Source organism: Lachnoclostridium sp. An131 (assembly GCF_002160825.1).
Taxonomy (GTDB): domain Bacteria; phylum Bacillota; class Clostridia; order Lachnospirales; family Lachnospiraceae; genus Laedolimicola.
This window is the reverse complement of sequence record NZ_NFLI01000030.1, coordinates 1-15,704: the sequence shown is the minus strand read 5'-3', so window position 1 is coordinate 15,704 and position 15,704 is coordinate 1. Positions and strand designations below refer to the sequence as shown.

The 15,704-nt window shown below is 53.1% G+C and carries 15 protein-coding genes; 12 read left to right on the top strand and 3 right to left on the bottom strand.

Annotated features, from left to right (window positions below; all coding sequences use genetic code 11):
- Window positions 1-313 precede the first annotated feature (313 nt).
- Window positions 314-1,741 (bottom strand): sugar transferase, encoded by a 1,428-nt coding sequence (locus tag B5E77_RS16360; RefSeq protein ID WP_162609731.1) that lies wholly within the window; start codon window positions 1,739-1,741, stop codon window positions 314-316.
- A 232-nt stretch (window positions 1,742-1,973) separates the two neighbouring features.
- Here B5E77_RS16360 and B5E77_RS16355 point away from each other — a divergent pair, with 232 nt between their 5' ends.
- The 10 genes from B5E77_RS16355 to B5E77_RS16310 all read left to right on the top strand — a co-directional run bounded on the left by B5E77_RS16355 (window position 1,974) and on the right by B5E77_RS16310 (window position 12,095).
- Entirely contained in the window at window positions 1,974-3,194 is a 1,221-nt protein-coding gene (locus B5E77_RS16355) for an O-antigen ligase family protein (protein WP_087166430.1), read from the top strand.
- A 129-nt stretch (window positions 3,195-3,323) separates the two neighbouring features.
- Window positions 3,324-3,659, top strand: coding sequence for a hypothetical protein (locus B5E77_RS16350; protein WP_143468657.1), 336 nt, complete (start codon window positions 3,324-3,326; stop codon window positions 3,657-3,659).
- Between the two features lie 116 nt (window positions 3,660-3,775).
- Entirely contained in the window at window positions 3,776-5,812 is a 2,037-nt protein-coding gene (locus B5E77_RS16345; protein ID WP_087166428.1) for a V-type ATP synthase subunit I, read from the top strand.
- A 2-nt stretch (window positions 5,813-5,814) separates the two neighbouring features.
- Window positions 5,815-6,294: a V-type ATP synthase subunit K gene (locus B5E77_RS16340; protein WP_087166427.1), complete on the top strand. Its 480-nt coding sequence runs from the start codon at window positions 5,815-5,817 to the stop codon at window positions 6,292-6,294.
- A gap of 14 nt (window positions 6,295-6,308) precedes the next feature.
- Window positions 6,309-6,902, top strand: coding sequence for a V-type ATP synthase subunit E (locus B5E77_RS16335; RefSeq protein WP_087166426.1), 594 nt, complete (start codon window positions 6,309-6,311; stop codon window positions 6,900-6,902).
- Between the two features lie 24 nt (window positions 6,903-6,926).
- The gene (locus B5E77_RS16330) at window positions 6,927-7,898 is read left to right on the top strand and encodes a V0D/AC39 family V-type ATPase subunit (protein ID WP_087166425.1); all 972 of its coding nucleotides are present in this window, start codon (window positions 6,927-6,929) and stop codon (window positions 7,896-7,898) included.
- Window positions 7,891-8,208: a V-type ATP synthase subunit F gene (locus tag B5E77_RS16325; RefSeq protein ID WP_087166424.1), complete on the top strand. Its 318-nt coding sequence runs from the start codon at window positions 7,891-7,893 to the stop codon at window positions 8,206-8,208. Before B5E77_RS16330 ends, B5E77_RS16325 begins: the two co-directional genes overlap by 8 nt.
- Window positions 8,209-8,261: 53 nt before the next feature.
- Window positions 8,262-10,028, top strand: coding sequence for a V-type ATP synthase subunit A (locus B5E77_RS16320; RefSeq protein ID WP_087166423.1), 1,767 nt, complete (start codon window positions 8,262-8,264; stop codon window positions 10,026-10,028).
- Window positions 10,029-11,399, top strand: coding sequence for a V-type ATP synthase subunit B (locus tag B5E77_RS16315; protein ID WP_087166422.1), 1,371 nt, complete (start codon window positions 10,029-10,031; stop codon window positions 11,397-11,399).
- 30 nt (window positions 11,400-11,429) lie between these two features.
- Complete coding sequence (locus B5E77_RS16310; RefSeq protein ID WP_087166421.1) at window positions 11,430-12,095, top strand: V-type ATP synthase subunit D; 666 nt, start codon at window positions 11,430-11,432, stop codon at window positions 12,093-12,095.
- A gap of 74 nt (window positions 12,096-12,169) precedes the next feature.
- On the opposite strand, the gene B5E77_RS17360 is transcribed toward B5E77_RS16310, so the two are convergent.
- Window positions 12,170-12,871 carry a hypothetical protein gene (locus B5E77_RS17360; protein WP_242963796.1) on the bottom strand — a complete coding sequence of 234 codons (702 nt, stop codon included), beginning with the start codon at window positions 12,869-12,871 and terminating at the stop codon, window positions 12,170-12,172.
- A gap of 648 nt (window positions 12,872-13,519) precedes the next feature.
- Between B5E77_RS17360 and B5E77_RS16300 the strand changes: the two genes are divergently transcribed.
- Entirely contained in the window at window positions 13,520-13,753 is a 234-nt protein-coding gene (locus B5E77_RS16300) for a hypothetical protein (protein ID WP_143468656.1), read from the top strand.
- A gap of 56 nt (window positions 13,754-13,809) precedes the next feature.
- Entirely contained in the window at window positions 13,810-14,484 is a 675-nt protein-coding gene (locus tag B5E77_RS16295) for a DUF3786 domain-containing protein (RefSeq protein ID WP_087166419.1), read from the top strand.
- A gap of 156 nt (window positions 14,485-14,640) precedes the next feature.
- On the opposite strand, the gene B5E77_RS16290 is transcribed toward B5E77_RS16295, so the two are convergent.
- Window positions 14,641-15,465 carry an HAD-IIB family hydrolase gene (locus tag B5E77_RS16290; protein WP_162609730.1) on the bottom strand — a complete coding sequence of 275 codons (825 nt, stop codon included), beginning with the start codon at window positions 15,463-15,465 and terminating at the stop codon, window positions 14,641-14,643.
- Between the last annotated feature and the right edge of the window lie 239 nt (window positions 15,466-15,704).

The following is a 15,704-nucleotide window of genomic DNA, read 5'->3' as shown; positions in this document are numbered from 1 at the left end:
CGCAGCTTTTGTAATTCTGAGAACCAGATATGAAGTGAATTGCTCCAAGTATCTGAAGTATCTCACAAAAGTTGCGAATTTGCTATCCGTGCGATTATAAAGCGCTTACAAGATGAAAATGACGGACCGGGATATCCGGAAGATTAAGAAAAAAGAGAAAAGAGAAAAAAGAGAAAGAAAATCGGCGATGTATTTTGATAAGAAATCAGGAGCAGTCATGAATCCTGATATTTTTAATATTGCGGCAAAAAGGGAGCGCGGCGCCTCCGGAAAATGTGCAGTGCCATACAGGCTTTCTGCAGTTTTCGGAGGTTTACCGCGCTCCCTTTTTCATAATCACTACCCATACCGTCATCAGCAGAATCCGGATATCGGAAGCCAGGCTCCAGTTGTCGATATACTCCAGATCAAGCTTCAGGACTTCCCGGAAATCTGTGATATCACTCCGGCCGCTGACCTGCCACAGGCCGGTGAGACCGGGCTTGATACTTAAACGGCGGCGGTAGTAGAGATCGTATTGATTGAATTCATCTATTGTGGGCGGCCTGGTGCCGACCAGGCTCATGCTGCCAATCAGGATGTTGAAAAACTGGGGCAGCTCATCCAGGCTGGTCTTTCGCAGGAAAGCGCCTACGCGCGTGACGCGGGGGTCGTTTTCAACCTTGAACATAGGGCCTTCCATCTCGTTCTGAGCCATCAGGTCCTTTTTGCGGGCCTCGGCGTCTGTGTACATGGAGCGGAATTTATAGAGACGGAAATAGCGTCCGTTTTTTCCGACCCGCTTCTGCGCGAAAAAGACCGGTCCCGGAGAATCTATCTTGATTGCCAGAGCGATAAAGGGAGTGAGAACGGCAGTGACAGCCAGCCCCACGATTGCCCCGATAATGTCGATGATTCGTTTGACGAACAGGCGGCGGTAGTCAAAGGTGCTGGCTTCGTAAGACAGGACGGTGAAGCCGGCGAAGGACTCCGTCGTCTTGTGAGCGATGACGTTATTAAAATAGTCGATATTTACATGGACGGTGATTCCCATGCTTTCAAAACGGATAATCAGTTCTTCAGTCTGCTCCTTGGAGTAGTCGGGAAGGTGAATGAAGACCTCATCGATGACCTTCGTCTTCAGCTGGTCGTAGAGATCTGTGTGTCCGGCTACGACAGGGATGCCGTCTATCATCTCCTGTCCCGCTTCCGTTTCCTGATCCAGAAGGGCGATTCCGGCTACCTCAAAGCTCCATTCGGGCGAATCCGTCAGCTTTTCAAGGACCTGGCGGGCGGAATCGGACGTCGTGATAAGAAACATCTTGTTGCTGCCCGAGCTGGTGCGGTAGATTTTGGTGAAATACTGTTTCAGCAGCAGGTGCCCGATATAGGTGAGCACAATATTGTAGATGAAAAAATAGACGAAGACGAGCCGGGAAAAGTCCTCGGCCATCTTGGCTACATACAGGAAAAAGCTGAGAAAGAAGATCAGGACAAGATTGTATTTGCACACGGCGATCAGCTCTACGTAGTAGCCGCGCCGGAAAATATTTGTGTTCCAGTCAAAAAGATAATAGGACAGCAGGTGGAAAAACAGGATGAAAGCGACTGTCGTAATGTAGGTTTCGGAGTAGGTCCTGTAGCTGTGCTCCATTCCTCTGGTCAGAAGCGCCAGGGCAAAGGACAGAATAATGCAGAGACATTCTACTGCCAGTAAGGTATAATTTTGGATAAGCCGCTGCTTCTGACTGATATTTGACATGTCGTTCTCCCTGTCTGCACTGTTCGGAAATCTGGAAGGCCCGGAGACATTCCTTTCTTCTTGTATCATAAAAGATCTGGGAAGGCTTGTCAAACAATATTCGAAGGTATGGCCAGCATGGCCATTTTTGCCAGATTGTCCCTTGTGTACGGGGGCCATCTGGGCTATAATAGACAGAACAGCATGACGCCCGCCAGCCGGGAGTCCCGATGCTGCGGAGAGGAGTTTTCAGATGAACTGGTTAAAAGAGCATGAGATTGATTCGTGGATTTTAAGGGCGGCCTTTGTGTTTATGCTGCTGTTTCCGGCGTTTTACAGTCCCCATACGGATGTGTACCAGAGCGCATACTATGCCGGATTTTCTTGGGCATATTTTCTGTTAGTCCTGTATATGCTGCTTCAGCTTGTGTGGAACAGGGGAAAGCTTGCTCGGATCCATGCTGCTGCGGCAGTCTACTTTGGAGTGCTTCTGCTCTACAATGTACTTTCTTTGTATTTTAATCACAAATATCTGCATTGGTATTGGGAGCAGATAAACAATACAGAGGCGTTCCTGTTCATGGCGGTGCTTCTTGGGTTCCAGATCAGGCTGGATGAAGGAAAGCATGACAACATCCGTTTCCTGATGCGCTGTATTGTAATATCCAATGTGGGAAGTATTATTTACTATCTGATGGGTTATACGAATTTATTGATCTGCAACAATCAGTTTATCTTTTTTGAGCTGCCAAGCAATTTTTATGAGACACGCCATTACTGGATTTACAGCCACAAGAGCGAGTATGCGCTGATGCTGGTGGCGTTTATGGCGCTTTTTACAGCCTACCGGAAGAAATTCAAAAATATGCTGACCTTTCTGCTCAGCATGGCGGTGCTTCTGTTCTGTCTGTATCTGACCCACTCCTGGACCGGTATTGCCGGAGTGTTTCTGATTATCCTGGGAGGTGTGCTGGATCAGGTGAACTGGAAGGAATTCCGGCCAAAGAAATGGCATTTTGCCGCGGCGGCAGTCTTCCTGGCTGCGGGGGGAGCAGTGGCCTGGGAGGTGCTGTCGGAGCGAAACATCATGACGCTGGGAGACCGGGTTCCGATCTGGAAGGCGGTCTGGCAGGTGATTCTCGATCATCCGGAGGGCTGGGGCATGCGGTTTGGCACATCTATGATTCAGACGGAGACAGGACTGCTGGTGAATAACGCCCACAATGTATTCTTAAATCAGATGCTTCGTTTTTCGATTCCGGTGGGAATCTGCTTTATCCTTCTCTTCCTGGGGCTTGTCGTTTATACCCTGGTGAAGAGCCGGAGCTTTCTGATGGCGGGAACCTGGCTTGCGCTTCTTCTTCTGCTTGACATGGATTATTCTATGATGAGTCTGCAGATGGCGCTGCTGTTCCTGATTGTATATCTGGTTTCGATCAAAAAGAAAAATGAACGGTTGAAACAGGCTCTGTAAGGGTACTCTATTTAGATAGGAAGAAACTGTCTGACATCAGCTTTTTAACGGAAAATTAGCTTGACGATATCCGGCGGTTAGAGTATAAATACAGTTATAACCCGGGAAACTCCCGGGGTATTTGATGGAATGAAAGAAAGACAAGGCGGTGAGACAATGATAGAGGAGGCTGTGGCAGCTGTAAAGAAAACAGAAGGCGAGGCAGATGAGCTGCTGCGCCAGGCGCAGCAGGACAGTGCAGAGATTCTGAAAGAAGCAAAGGCAGGGGCGGAGGAAATGAAGGCCAAGGCGCTTGAGGATGCAAAAGCCCGGGCTTCGGCCAGAATGGAAGAAGCGAAGGCGGAAGGAGAAAGGCTTCTTGCAGAGGAGGCAGAAAAGGCAGCCCGCGAGGCTGCGGCGCTGAAGTCGCTGGCAGCCCGCAGCGAAGAGAAGGCCATAGAGGCAGCGCTGGAGGCCCTGGTGTGACTGGCAGCCGGTTTTAGAGTGAGGCTGAAAAAGAATACAGACAGTTACATGCTGCAGACCGGCTAAGCCGGTCTGTGGACTGTGATACAGACGAGACATAGAAAGGAGGGATGTATATGGCAGTTCTTAAGATGCAGCGGCTGGCAATCTGTGCCTGGAAGAAAAACAGGAAACAGATCCTGGAGCTTCTGCAGCGCCGGGGCGTCGTGGACATAGATACGGACGCCGTGGAGGACGAGGTGTTTAAAAGGACAGATACCGCAGAAGCGCGGGGAGCCTTTGAACGGGACGTTCAGCTTGCCGAGCATGCTCTGGAGATACTGCAGCAATACGTTCCGGAACAGAAAAGCATGTTTTCCTCTCTGGAGGGGAAGGAGCTGGTATCCCTGGAGGATTACCGCCGCATGGAGGCAGCCAGGGAGGCTGTCATGGAAAAGGCGCGGAGAATCGAGGCTCTTTCCAGGGAGGCAGCAGAATGCGAAGCCGAGAGAAAGAGGCTGGAAAATGAGAGAGAGGCTCTGGAGCCCTGGAAGGCCCTGGATGTTCCCATGAGCTTTGCGGGAACGAAGAGGACGGGAGCTCTCGTCGGGACCTTCCCGGAGCAGCTTTCCACAGAGCAGCTCTGCGCGAGGATAGAGGCAGGCCTGACGCCGGAAGAGGGCAGAGAAGCAGCTCTTCCCGGCTATTTTGCAGAGGTGGTTTCTTCGGACAGCAGCCAGAGCTGTGTGTTCATCCTGGTCAGAAAGGAAGATGCGGCCAGGGTCGAGGAGGCGCTGCGTACGGAGGGCTTTGCAAGGCCTTCCCGGCTGGAAGACAGGAAGCCGGCTGACCGGCAGGCCGGGCTTTCGGATGAGATAAAAAAGCTGGAGCAGAAAAGGGAAGAGCTGGAAAAGGAAGTCGTTTCTCTTGCGGAATGCAGGGAGAAGCTGAAGCTGGCATCCGACTATTACCGGATCCGCCTGGAAAAATATGAAATTCTGGGGACGCTGCTCCAGTCGAAGAAAACCTTCCTGGTGACGGGCTATGTTCCGGAGAGGGCGGCGGCAGAGCTGGCAAAGGAGCTTTCAGAGAATTTTACTCTGGCAGTAGAGATTGCGGATCCGGCGGAAGAGGACGAGCCGCCGGTGCTTCTGGCAAATAAGACGGTGCCCTCTTCCTTTGAAGGAGTGGTGGAGGCCTTCGGCCTTCCCGGAAAGGGAGAGATCGACCCGACGACCGTCATGTCGGCCTGCTATATTTTCCTGTTTGGCCTGATGCTGTCGGATGCCGCTTACGGCTTTGTGGTCTTTGCGGTCTGCCTGGCGGCGCTGCTGAAGTTCCCGCGGATGCAGGAGGGCATGCGCAAATCCCTGCGGATGTTCATGTACTGCGGCATCTCCACGATGTTCTGGGGCGTCATGTTCGGCAGCTATTTCGGAGACGTGGTGGACGTGGTTTCGCGGACGTTCTTCGGGAAAGAGGTTACGATCCCGGCGCTCTGGTTTGTCCCGCTGAATGAGCCCATGAAGATGCTGGTATTTTCCATGCTCTTCGGTGTGATACATCTGTTTCTGGGACTTGGCATGAAGGGCTATATGCTGCTTCGGGACAAGAAATATCTGGACTTTGTGTGCGAGGTGGTATTCTGGTATCTGCTCCTGATTGGACTGATTCTGATTCTGCTTCCAAGCCAGATGTTTGAGTCTATTTCCCAGATGCAGTTCAACTTCCCGCCGGCGCTGAATCTGGCGGCAAAGGGGATGGCCATCGGCGGAGCAGTGGGAATCCTTCTGATGTCCGGACGCGGCAGGAAAAACTGGTTCCTCAGGGTGGCCCTGGGAGCCTATGACCTGTACGGTGTGACGAGCTGGCTCAGCGACGTGCTGTCTTATTCGAGGCTTCTGGCCCTGGGACTTGCGACAGGTGTTATCGGCACGGTTATCAATTCTATGGGGGCCATGCTGGGCGGAGGCATTGTGGGAGCTATCGGGTTTACGCTGGTATTCCTGATTGGACATTCCATCAATATCGGCATCAACCTGCTGGGCGCTTATGTGCATACGAACAGGCTCCAGTACGTGGAGTTTTTCGGAAAGTTTTACGAGGGTGGAGGAAGACCCTTCAACCCGTTCTGTATAAAAACAAATTATGTTGAAATCAAGGAGGAAAATTAATTATGTTTGATCAGTTGGGAGTTGTCTATGCGGTTGTTGGAGCAGTGCTGGCGGCCCTTATGGCAGGAATCGGTTCTGCGAAGGGTGTGGCTATGGCAGGCCAGGCGGGAGCAGGTGTCGTAACAGAGGATCCGAGTAAGTTTTCCAAGGTTCTGCTGCTGCAGCTGCTGCCGGGTACTCAGGGTATCTACGGTCTTCTGGTAGCCTTCGTTACGCTGAATAAAATCGGAGCCTTGAGCGGAAACCTGGCTCAGGTGGACGGTGCGACCGGTATGATGCTGCTCTTTGCATGCGTGCCCATGGCAGTAGTGGGCCTGATTTCTGCAATTCATCAGGGAAGAACCTCTGTGGCAAGTATCGGCCTTGTAGCCAAGAAGCCGGAGCAGTTCGGTAAGGCTATGCTGTTCCCGGCCATGGTAGAGACCTACGCCATCCTGGCTCTTCTGATTTCCATTCTGGCTGTAAACGGAATTCCGGTATAAAGGAGCATTAGAATATGACAGGCTTGGATAAAATGATTAGCCAGATTCAGGACGAGGCGAAGGCCGAGGCCGAAAGCCGGCTTGCTGCGGCAAGGGAGGAGGCAGAGAAGCTTACCGCTCAGGCAGCAGCTGAGGGGGAGGCTATGGGGGAAGCTCTCGTGCAGCAGGCTGAGGAGGATGCGTCCCGTTATCTGGACAGGGTGCGCTCTTCGGCAGATATGAAGCGGAGAATGGCTATCCTGCAGGCGAAGCAGGAGGTCATAGCGGAAGTTCTGGAAAAGGCCTATGAGAGGCTGGACAGCCTGGATGAAGCGGCTTATTTCGACCTGATCCGCCGGCTGCTGGCGCAGTACGCGCAGCCGCTGGACGGGGAAATCTGTTTTTCGGAAAGAGACCGGAAGCGTCTTCCCTCCGGCTTTGAGAAGGAGCTGGCGAAAATAGCGGCGGCAAAGGGCGGCTCCTTAAGGCTTGGCAGCGGGACCGCGGGTATCGAAAACGGTTTTGTTCTGACGTATGGCGGAATTGAAGAAAACTGCACCTTCCGGGCACTGTTTGACAGCCGGAAGGAAGCGCTGCAGGATGCGGTGCGCAGAGTGCTGTTTTCATGAAGCCAGAGAAGGAGGTTTTAAGACATGTCTGATGTGGATTATGTATACGCGGTTGCGCGGATACGTTCCAAGGAACTGGGCCTCTTTTCTGCGGCGGTGATTGAACAGCTTCTGAGCCGGCCGGATTACGAAGCTTGTGTGAGCTTTCTGGCAGAAAAGGGCTGGGGAGGCGCAGATACGCCCAGGGACGGCGAGGCCATTCTCATGCGGGAACGGGAAAAGACCTGGGAAGACATACGGGATTTGACGCCGGATATGTCGGTTTTCGAGCTTCTGAATTACACGAACGTTTTCCATAACCTGAAGGCGGCCGTCAAAGAGGTTTGCACTGGAGCAAAGGTGGATCACATCTATTACAGTGATACAGATCCTTCTGCGGAAGAGATTCTGGAGGCAGTTCAGGAAAAGGATTTTGATTCCCTGCCGGAATATATGGCAGGGGCTGCAAAGGAAGCTTTTGAAACGCTGCTTCATACGAAGGACGGGCAGCTCTGTGACGTGATTGTGGACAGGGCGGCTCTGGATGCGGTCTGCAGGGCCGGACAGAGCTCGAAGACCCCGGTGCTGCGTGATTACGCGGAAGCGACAGTATCCGCAGCGGATATCCGGATTGCGGCGCGCTGCTGCAGGACAGGAAAGCCGGAGGGCTTCATACTCCGTGCTCTTGCGCCCTGCGCTACGCTTTCGGCAGAAGAGCTTGCGCATGCGGCAGCGGCGGGAGAGCAGGAGCTGCGGGCGTATTTGAAAAGCACGGCTTACGGAGGAGCCGCGGACGCTCTGGACGTATCCCTGTCGGAGTTCGAGCGCTGGTGTGACAATCAGGTGATCGAGGCTATGAAGCCCCAGAAATACAATCCGTTTTCCGTAGGACCGCTGGTAGCCTACGCGCTGGCCCGGGAAAATGAGATTAAGACTGTGAGAATTATCCTGTCTGGAAAGCGGACGGGAATGCCGGAGGCTTCGATCCGGGAAAGGGTAAGGGAAATGTATGTATAGAATTGCGGTGCTGGGTGATTACGACAGCATTTACGGCTTTGCCGCTCTGGGGCTCGATACCTTTCCGGAAGAGGATCCGGAGGAGGCGGCAAAAAAGCTTCATGAGCTGGCTGGCGGCGGTTATGCGGTGGTATATATCACAGAAAAGCTGGCGGCGGAGCTTTCCGCTGTGATTGAAAAATACAGAGAGCGGGTTTTCCCCGCGATCATTCTGATTCCGGGCGTATCCGGCAACACAGGACGCGGCGTGGAAAGTGTGCGGAAATCTGTGGAGCAGGCGGTCGGTTCGGACATTTTGTTTTCAAAGTAAGCCGGTGCAGGGGCCCTGGCCCGGCATTGGCAGAAAGGTGGAGATTCCCTGAAATGAGTACAGGAACGATTAAAAAAGTAGCAGGACCGCTGGTTATCGCGAAGGGCATGCGGGACGCGAACATGTTTGATGTGGTTCGCGTAAGCTCGGAACGTCTGATCGGCGAGATTATAGAAATGCACGGGGATGAGGCCTCCATTCAGGTCTATGAGGAAACATCCGGACTTGGGCCGGGAGAGCCGGTGGAGTCCATGAACGTGCCCCTGTCCGTAGAGCTCGGACCGGGACTGATCGGCAGTATCTTTGACGGAATCCAGCGTCCGCTGGACGAGATCATGAAACTGACCGGAAACAACTTAAAGCGTGGTGTGGAGGTGCCGTCCTTAAACCGGGAGCAGAAATGGAACTTTGTTCCGTCTGTGTCTGTGGGCGACGAGCTTCAGCCTGGTGATGTGCTGGGTACCGTAAAAGAGACGGAAGCCGTGGTGCAGAAAATTATGGTTCCGCCGGAGGTATCAGGAACTGTAAAATCCATCTGCGCCGGAGAATATACGGTGGAGGACACGATTGCTGTTCTTTCCACAAAGAACGGAGATAAGGAGCTTTCCATGATGCAGCGCTGGCCGGTCCGGAAGGGCCGCCCCTATGCGGAGAAGCTTCCTCCGGAGATGCCGCTTATCACAGGACAGCGTGTTATCGACGCCCTGTTCCCGATTGCGAAGGGCGGCGTGGCCGCTGTGCCGGGCCCCTTTGGTTCCGGAAAGACGGTGATTCAGCATCAGCTTGCAAAATGGGCTGAGGCGGATATCGTGGTTTACATCGGCTGCGGCGAGCGCGGAAATGAGATGACGGATGTACTGAACGAGTTCCCGGAGCTGAAGGACCCGAAGACAGGACGTTCTCTGATGGAGCGTACCGTGCTGATTGCCAATACTTCGGATATGCCTGTGGCTGCTCGTGAGGCATCCATTTATACGGGAATTACGATTGCGGAGTATTTCCGCGATATGGGCTATTCCGTGGCGCTGATGGCAGATTCCACCTCCCGCTGGGCAGAGGCACTTCGTGAGATGTCCGGCCGTCTGGAGGAAATGCCCGGTGAGGAAGGCTATCCTGCGTATCTGGGTTCCCGTCTGGCGCAGTTCTACGAGCGTGCCGGCCGTGTGATTTCCCTGGGAAGCGAGGGACGCATGGGAGCGCTGTCGGTTATCGGAGCCGTGTCTCCGCCCGGAGGCGACATTTCGGAGCCGGTGTCTCAGGCGACTCTGCGTATCGTAAAGGTATACTGGGGACTGGATTCCTCTCTGGCCTACAAGCGCCATTTCCCGGCCATCAACTGGCTGACCAGCTATTCTCTGTATGTGGACAATATGGGAGGCTGGTTCAATGAGCATGTGGCTCCGGACTGGATGGAGCTGCGCCAGAAGCTGATGTCACTGCTGCAGGACGAGGCCCAGCTGGAGGAGATTGTAAAGATGGTAGGTATGGACGCTCTGTCAGCGCCTGACCGTCTGAAGATGGAGGCTGCCCGTTCGATTCGTGAGGATTTCCTTCACCAGAATTCCTTCCACGAGATCGATACCTATACGCCGCTTGAGAAGCAGTATCTGATGATGAAGCTGGTGCTTGCTTTCTATGAGCAGTGTACAGAGGCGTTAAAACGGGGCTCTTCCATCAACGACTTGCTGAAAATGGCAGTCCGTGAGCGGATCGGCCGTTACAAATATACGCCGAATGAAAATATCGAGAAGGAATATGAGGCGGTGAAGGCGGAGCTTGCCGCTGAGATTGAAGAGACTGTCGGGAAGGAGGACTTCTAAATGCCAAAGGAATACAGAACCATACAGGAAGTTGCCGGCCCGCTGATGCTGGTCCAGGGTGTGGACCATGTGACCTATGATGAAATCGGCGAGATTGAGCTGGCGAACGGCGAGACCCGCCGCTGCAAGGTGCTGGAGGTAGACGGCACGAACGCTCTGGTACAGCTTTATGAAAACGCTGCAGGAATCAACCTGTCCAACAGCAAGGTGCGTTTTCTTGGAAGAACCATGGAGCTTGGTGTGTCTGCCGATATGCTTGGCCGCGTCTTCGACGGCCTGGGCCGTCCCATTGATAAGGGACCGGAGATCCTGCCCGACGAGCGGCGGGATATCAACGGCCTGCCGATGAATCCGGCCGCCAGAGATTATCCGAATGAGTTTATCCAGACGGGCGTTTCTGCTATTGACGGCCTGAATACTCTGGTCCGCGGCCAGAAGCTGCCGATTTTCTCAGCTTCCGGTCTACCCCATGCCCAGCTTGGCGCACAGATTGCCCGTCAGGCGAAGGTGCGCGGAACCAGCGAGTCCTTTGCGGTTGTATTCGCAGCCATGGGAATTACCTTTGAGGAAGCAAATTTCTTTACGGAAAGCTTCAAAGAGACGGGGGCCATTGACCGTACCGTTCTTTTCATCAACCTTGCAAATGATCCGGCGGTAGAGCGTATCGCGACGCCGCGTATGGCGCTGACCGCTGCGGAATATCTGGCCTTCGAGCAGGATATGCACGTGCTGGTTATTCTGACGGATATCACAAACTATGCGGACTCTCTCCGTGAGGTTTCCGCGGCCCGTAAGGAGGTTCCGGGACGGCGTGGTTATCCGGGCTACCTGTACACCGACCTTGCGACCATGTATGAGCGTGCCGGACGGCAGAAGGGCAAAAAGGGAAGCATTACGCTGATTCCGATTCTGACCATGCCCGAGGATGACAAGACCCATCCGATTCCTGACCTGACCGGTTACATCACCGAGGGCCAGATCATCCTGAGCCGTGAGCTGTACCGCAAGGGCGTTCAGCCGCCCATCGACGTACTGCCTTCCCTGTCCCGTCTGAAGGATAAGGGTATCGGTGAGGGAAAGACGCGAGCAGACCACTCCAATACCATGAACCAGCTCTTCGCGGCCTATGCCCGCGGCAAGGAAGCCAAGGAGCTGATGGTGATTCTGGGAGAGGCGGCCCTGTCCGATATCGACCTGATTTACGCGAAATTCGCGGATGCCTTTGAGGAGCAGTATGTAAACCAGGGCTACCAGACAAACCGGGATATTGAAGAGACGCTGAGTATCGGCTGGAAGCTGCTGTCGATTCTGCCCAGAAGTGAGCTGAAGAGAATTGATGACAAGTATCTGGATATGTACTACGGAAAATGACGTGTTTTTATTTGAAATCGAGGTGAGAGTATGGCATCTGCGGCAGTGACGCCCACCCGGATGGAGCTGACCCGGCAGAAAAAGCGGCTGGCGACAGCCACAAGAGGGCATAAGCTTCTGAAGGATAAGCGGGATGAGCTGATGCGCCAGTTCATGGATCTGGTGCGTGAGAATATGGCGCTGCGCGAGAAGGTTGAGGCAGGCATCCGGGCTGCGAATGCAAATTTTGTGATCGCAAAGGCCGGCATGTCTGAGGAAAGCCTCCGGGTGGCCTTTATGGCGCCCCGGCAGGAGGTATATCTCGACACTTCTACGAAGAATGTGATGAGCGTGGATATTCCGGTGTTTGAATATAAGACCAGGACGGCCGACAGCAACGATATCTATTCCTATGGATACGCGTTTACGTCCGGCGATCTGGATGCGGCGGTGAAGTCGCTGGCAGATATACTGCCGGATATGCTGCTTCTGGCGGAGCGTGAAAAGGCCTGCCAGCTCATGGCGGCTGAGATTGAGAAAACCCGCCGGCGTGTGAATGCACTCGAGCATGTGATCATTCCGGAGGCGCAGCAGAATATCAAATACATTACGATGAAGCTGGATGAAAATGAGAGAAGCACGCAGATTCGTCTGATGAAGGTAAAGGATATGATGCTGGAGGATGCGCATCATTATAAAGAAAAGCAGCAGGCGTAAGCTGCCTGTGAAGAAAACAGCCCGGTCCGGGAATGCAGAGATCTGCATTCCCGGACCGGGTTTTTGGTGACACTCTACAGAATTCCCAGTTCCGTAAAGAGCTGTTTCTGGTATTCCTGGTCCCGGACAGCTCTTTTGATATCATCTATCCGGCCTTCTTCCAGCAGGCGGGAAATAAGGCGGTTGACCAGTTCCTGGCCCTGCTCCAGTCCCTGTTCTAATCCCAGTTCCCGTCCTTGTTCCAAGCCAAGCCTTTGTCCTTCCTGAACTCCATCCTCAAATATCATCTGTCCCAGTTGTGTCATGTGAATTTCCTCCTTTACCCTTTGAAGCTCCTCTGCATCCAGAAATTTTTCTGAAAATGCATAGAGAACTGCCTGCATCTGCAGCAAGTTCCGGCATTCCCGGCTCTGGCGTTCTTCCCGAAGCAGGTGAAAGCTTCTGCGAATACGCTCTGACTGCGGCATGTTTCCGCCCATAAGCGGAGTCAGAATGAGTCTCAGCAGTTCCTCCCGTGTCAGGATTTCCGACTGCTGCTTTTCTTCCAGAGATGCAATGATTTCGTCGGCGTTCCGATTTTTCAGCCGGACCGTCTGCACACGGTACAGGTTGATTCCGTCTTTCAGTCCGCTTCGCAGAAATCCTGCCTGTGAGGTGCAGATGACGCAGGTGGTAACCTCTGTCCCGTATTGATAACTGAGCAGGGATTCGTATACGCGAAACCGTCTCAGGTCCTCTTTTGTAATGCGGCCGCTTTCATAGCCCGATCTTCCCATGGATACCCCGGAGCGCCGGACGCGGCCTTTCCGCTTTTTTCTTCCCGCATGAAACCTCCTTATGGCAGGAGCTTTATGGAGAACTACTCTTATTATAGTTTTTTTGCGGAGGCCAGACAATAGCAGAACATAAAAATCCTGCAGTTTTATAGTTGTAGGCTTTTGTTTTTATTCCTTTTGGATTTGCTGCCCGATACGGGCCTGAAAACCAGAAAGTGAACGGATAGAAAAATGTGCGTCGCGTCGGATCCGGAAAATAAAAGAGCCCGGAAAACCGGCGGACGAGCAGTTCTCATATCGCTGTCCGTTTGGCACCGCGGTTCAGGAGTGGCAGTGTGGATAATCTGGCGTGCCGCCGTCTGAACCAGCACGGTTGACTTAAGGCACGCAGGAAGGGTATACTGTGAACAGGCAGATGAGTACCCTTCGTCACAGGATTTGGGCTTTTGCATATACTGCTACAAAAAGGACATTTTTATGAACTTTTATGACGAGCCCAAACCCTCTTTCCAACCTTATCAGTCATATCCGTTTTACCCTTTTCTGCCTTGGGCGGACGAAAAAACGCGAGATCGGAGAAGGTTTCAGGAATTGTATCCTTCCCTGGCTAGACAGATTCAGCCGCTGGTAGAGGAGGCATGCGACCGGATGGAATACGAAGGGAGCTTTATGTTTGACGAGTATCCGGACCAGCTTACGATTCACCGCCTGAGCCGGAATATTTATGAAAAAATGGACAAAAAAACGTATCAGGATGACGTCATGATGCAGGAAGCTACAGGAAGGAACTGGCTCGAGGATTTTGTGACAGTGATGCTTCTGAATGAGATGTATCAGCGCCGCTGCCGGAGAAGAGATCGGCGCTGCGGGGGGATTTTTTAGAGAAGCCTGCCTGGATAAAAGCCAGGTAAAAGAAGGAAAGGCACAGGAGGAAGAAGATGAGAGAGACCTATGTGGATTCTCCGGAAAAGGAGGCGGACCGCTATCTGGCGCTCTGTGACGACTGGAGAAAAAAATACCTTGCGCTTGACCGGAATGAGATGAAGGAGAGGTTTCATCTGGAAGGCGACGGCGAGGCGCAGTACATTATTTATTTCAACCAGCGGTACCGGCTTGACCAGCGGACGGGGATGATTGTGCTGGAGGAAGATCCGGAAAGAACGCTGCCTTTCAATGCAGTGATGACGATTTATCATCTGTTTTATTATTCAAAGCCGTGGGCCAGGGTATCCGGCCGGTTTGTGCCGTTCCGTGATGTGAAGAGGGCGGCACCCTTTGACGCCGCCTTCAAACGGAATGTGCTGGATGCGGCAGCGCGGATTTTCAGCGGCCATCTTGAAGAGCTTCATCGGGCCTGCAGGGCTTTGAATGGGAAACCGCTGAAGCAGGGAGACGCGGGATATCAGATAGAGGCTTTTGACTGCATGCCTCTGCAGTTCATCTTCTGGGACGGAGACGATGAATTCCCTGCTCAGGCAAATATTCTGTTTGATGCGGACATTACAGATTTTCTCCATGAGGAAACGGTGGTGTGCGTGGGAGACGAACTGCTCCGGAGACTTGCGGAAGAGTCGGGCCTTGCGGATGTGAGAAGGCCTTTTGGGGTCAGATAGAGCAGGTGCGCAGGGAGCACATGATCCTCTGCACACTCATTCTGAGGAAGGCTTTGAATAGCTGTTATGAAACTGAGAAGCCCGGGAGCGGCGGCTGAGATGACAGGCTCAGCCGCCGCTCCCGGGCGTTTTCCCGCTCTTTATTCTTCGCAGAAGTCACTGCGCCGGATACTGGCTGCGGTTATCCGCCCATTGGCGCGCGCGGGCCGCTGCGTCGGCCAGTCCGCCGTCATCGATATCCTTTGCCACATAGCTGGCTGCAGCACGGACCTCCGGCATCGCATTGCCCATGGCAATGCCAAAGGCTGCCGCCTGAATCAGCTCAATATCGTTCATGCTGTCTCCGATGGCGATCACATCCTCCCAGGAAGCATGGAAATAATCCAGTATTCTGCCTGCACCCATGGCTTTTCCGTTTTCTTTGGGGATGATATCGGCACCGCCCATCTCGTCTCCCATGTAGAGAAGGCGGGTCTCCGGAAAATGCTCCTGTACATCTGCGATGGCTTCTCTGGTATCAGCCAGGAAAAAGGAAGGCCGCCTGCTGGTGTACAGAGCGCGGAACGCGTCGCCCTCCTGAGGCTTGATTTTGCGGTTTTTGTTGGAATCAAGGGCTCGGAAGCGCTCCAGATTGGAGGTGCACCATACCCCATCGAAATTGGATATCAGGCAGTAGCCCTTTTCTGTCACATAATCCAGAAGCCGGCGCTGAAGTCCGGGATCAAAATACTTTTCGTGTATCAGCCGGCCTTCTGCCTCAATGATAGCGCCGTTGGAGCTCACGAGTCCGTCCGGAGTAAAGCGGCCCTGGAACTCCTCGGGGAGATCGCTGCTGCGGAAGGCCCTGCCGCTGGCCAGGATGACCCGGAAACCGTCGGATTTCAGGCGCTCCAGAGTTTGAAGGCCGTCCTCCGGAATGGACCAGGTCCGGTGGCTGAAAATCGTATTGTCGTAGTCGATAAAAAATAAAGGCTTCATCATACTCTCCTCTTCCGTTTCCATTCGGTTTTTATTATAGCTCTTTTCCGGAAAGAAAGGAAGCTGGAATCTGGACAGAAAATGTAAAGGATATGAAACAGAATTGTAAAATGACAGCCCATGTCGGCTGTGTTATAATCCCATCTTTGACAGTTAAGTAAAGAAAAAATCGCTGTATCCCTTGTATTTACTGGGCTACAGCGATTTCTGCCGTTGTTGCGAACTATAGTAATTTATTCCTT

What these genes read in the sequence shown, in the direction of transcription:
- B5E77_RS16300 (WP_143468656.1), top strand. Translation starts at nt 13,520, where the DNA reads ATGGAATACGAAGGGAGCTTTATGTTTGACGAGTATCCGGACCAGCTT.
- B5E77_RS16335 (WP_087166426.1), top strand. Translation starts at nt 6,309, where the DNA reads ATGACAGGCTTGGATAAAATGATTAGCCAGATTCAGGACGAGGCGAAG.
- B5E77_RS16360 (WP_162609731.1), bottom strand. Translation starts at nt 1,741, where the DNA reads ATGTCAAATATCAGTCAGAAGCAGCGGCTTATCCAAAATTATACCTTA.
- B5E77_RS16320 (WP_087166423.1), top strand. Translation starts at nt 8,262, where the DNA reads ATGAGTACAGGAACGATTAAAAAAGTAGCAGGACCGCTGGTTATCGCG.
- B5E77_RS16325 (WP_087166424.1), top strand. Translation starts at nt 7,891, where the DNA reads ATGTATAGAATTGCGGTGCTGGGTGATTACGACAGCATTTACGGCTTT.
- B5E77_RS16355 (WP_087166430.1), top strand. Translation starts at nt 1,974, where the DNA reads ATGAACTGGTTAAAAGAGCATGAGATTGATTCGTGGATTTTAAGGGCG.
- B5E77_RS17360 (WP_242963796.1), bottom strand. Translation starts at nt 12,871, where the DNA reads ATGGGAAGATCGGGCTATGAAAGCGGCCGCATTACAAAAGAGGACCTG.
- B5E77_RS16350 (WP_143468657.1), top strand. Translation starts at nt 3,324, where the DNA reads ATGAAAGAAAGACAAGGCGGTGAGACAATGATAGAGGAGGCTGTGGCA.
- B5E77_RS16290 (WP_162609730.1), bottom strand. Translation starts at nt 15,465, where the DNA reads ATGATGAAGCCTTTATTTTTTATCGACTACGACAATACGATTTTCAGC.
- B5E77_RS16340 (WP_087166427.1), top strand. Translation starts at nt 5,815, where the DNA reads ATGTTTGATCAGTTGGGAGTTGTCTATGCGGTTGTTGGAGCAGTGCTG.
- B5E77_RS16345 (WP_087166428.1), top strand. Translation starts at nt 3,776, where the DNA reads ATGGCAGTTCTTAAGATGCAGCGGCTGGCAATCTGTGCCTGGAAGAAA.
- B5E77_RS16330 (WP_087166425.1), top strand. Translation starts at nt 6,927, where the DNA reads ATGTCTGATGTGGATTATGTATACGCGGTTGCGCGGATACGTTCCAAG.
- B5E77_RS16310 (WP_087166421.1), top strand. Translation starts at nt 11,430, where the DNA reads ATGGCATCTGCGGCAGTGACGCCCACCCGGATGGAGCTGACCCGGCAG.
- B5E77_RS16315 (WP_087166422.1), top strand. Translation starts at nt 10,029, where the DNA reads ATGCCAAAGGAATACAGAACCATACAGGAAGTTGCCGGCCCGCTGATG.
- B5E77_RS16295 (WP_087166419.1), top strand. Translation starts at nt 13,810, where the DNA reads ATGAGAGAGACCTATGTGGATTCTCCGGAAAAGGAGGCGGACCGCTAT.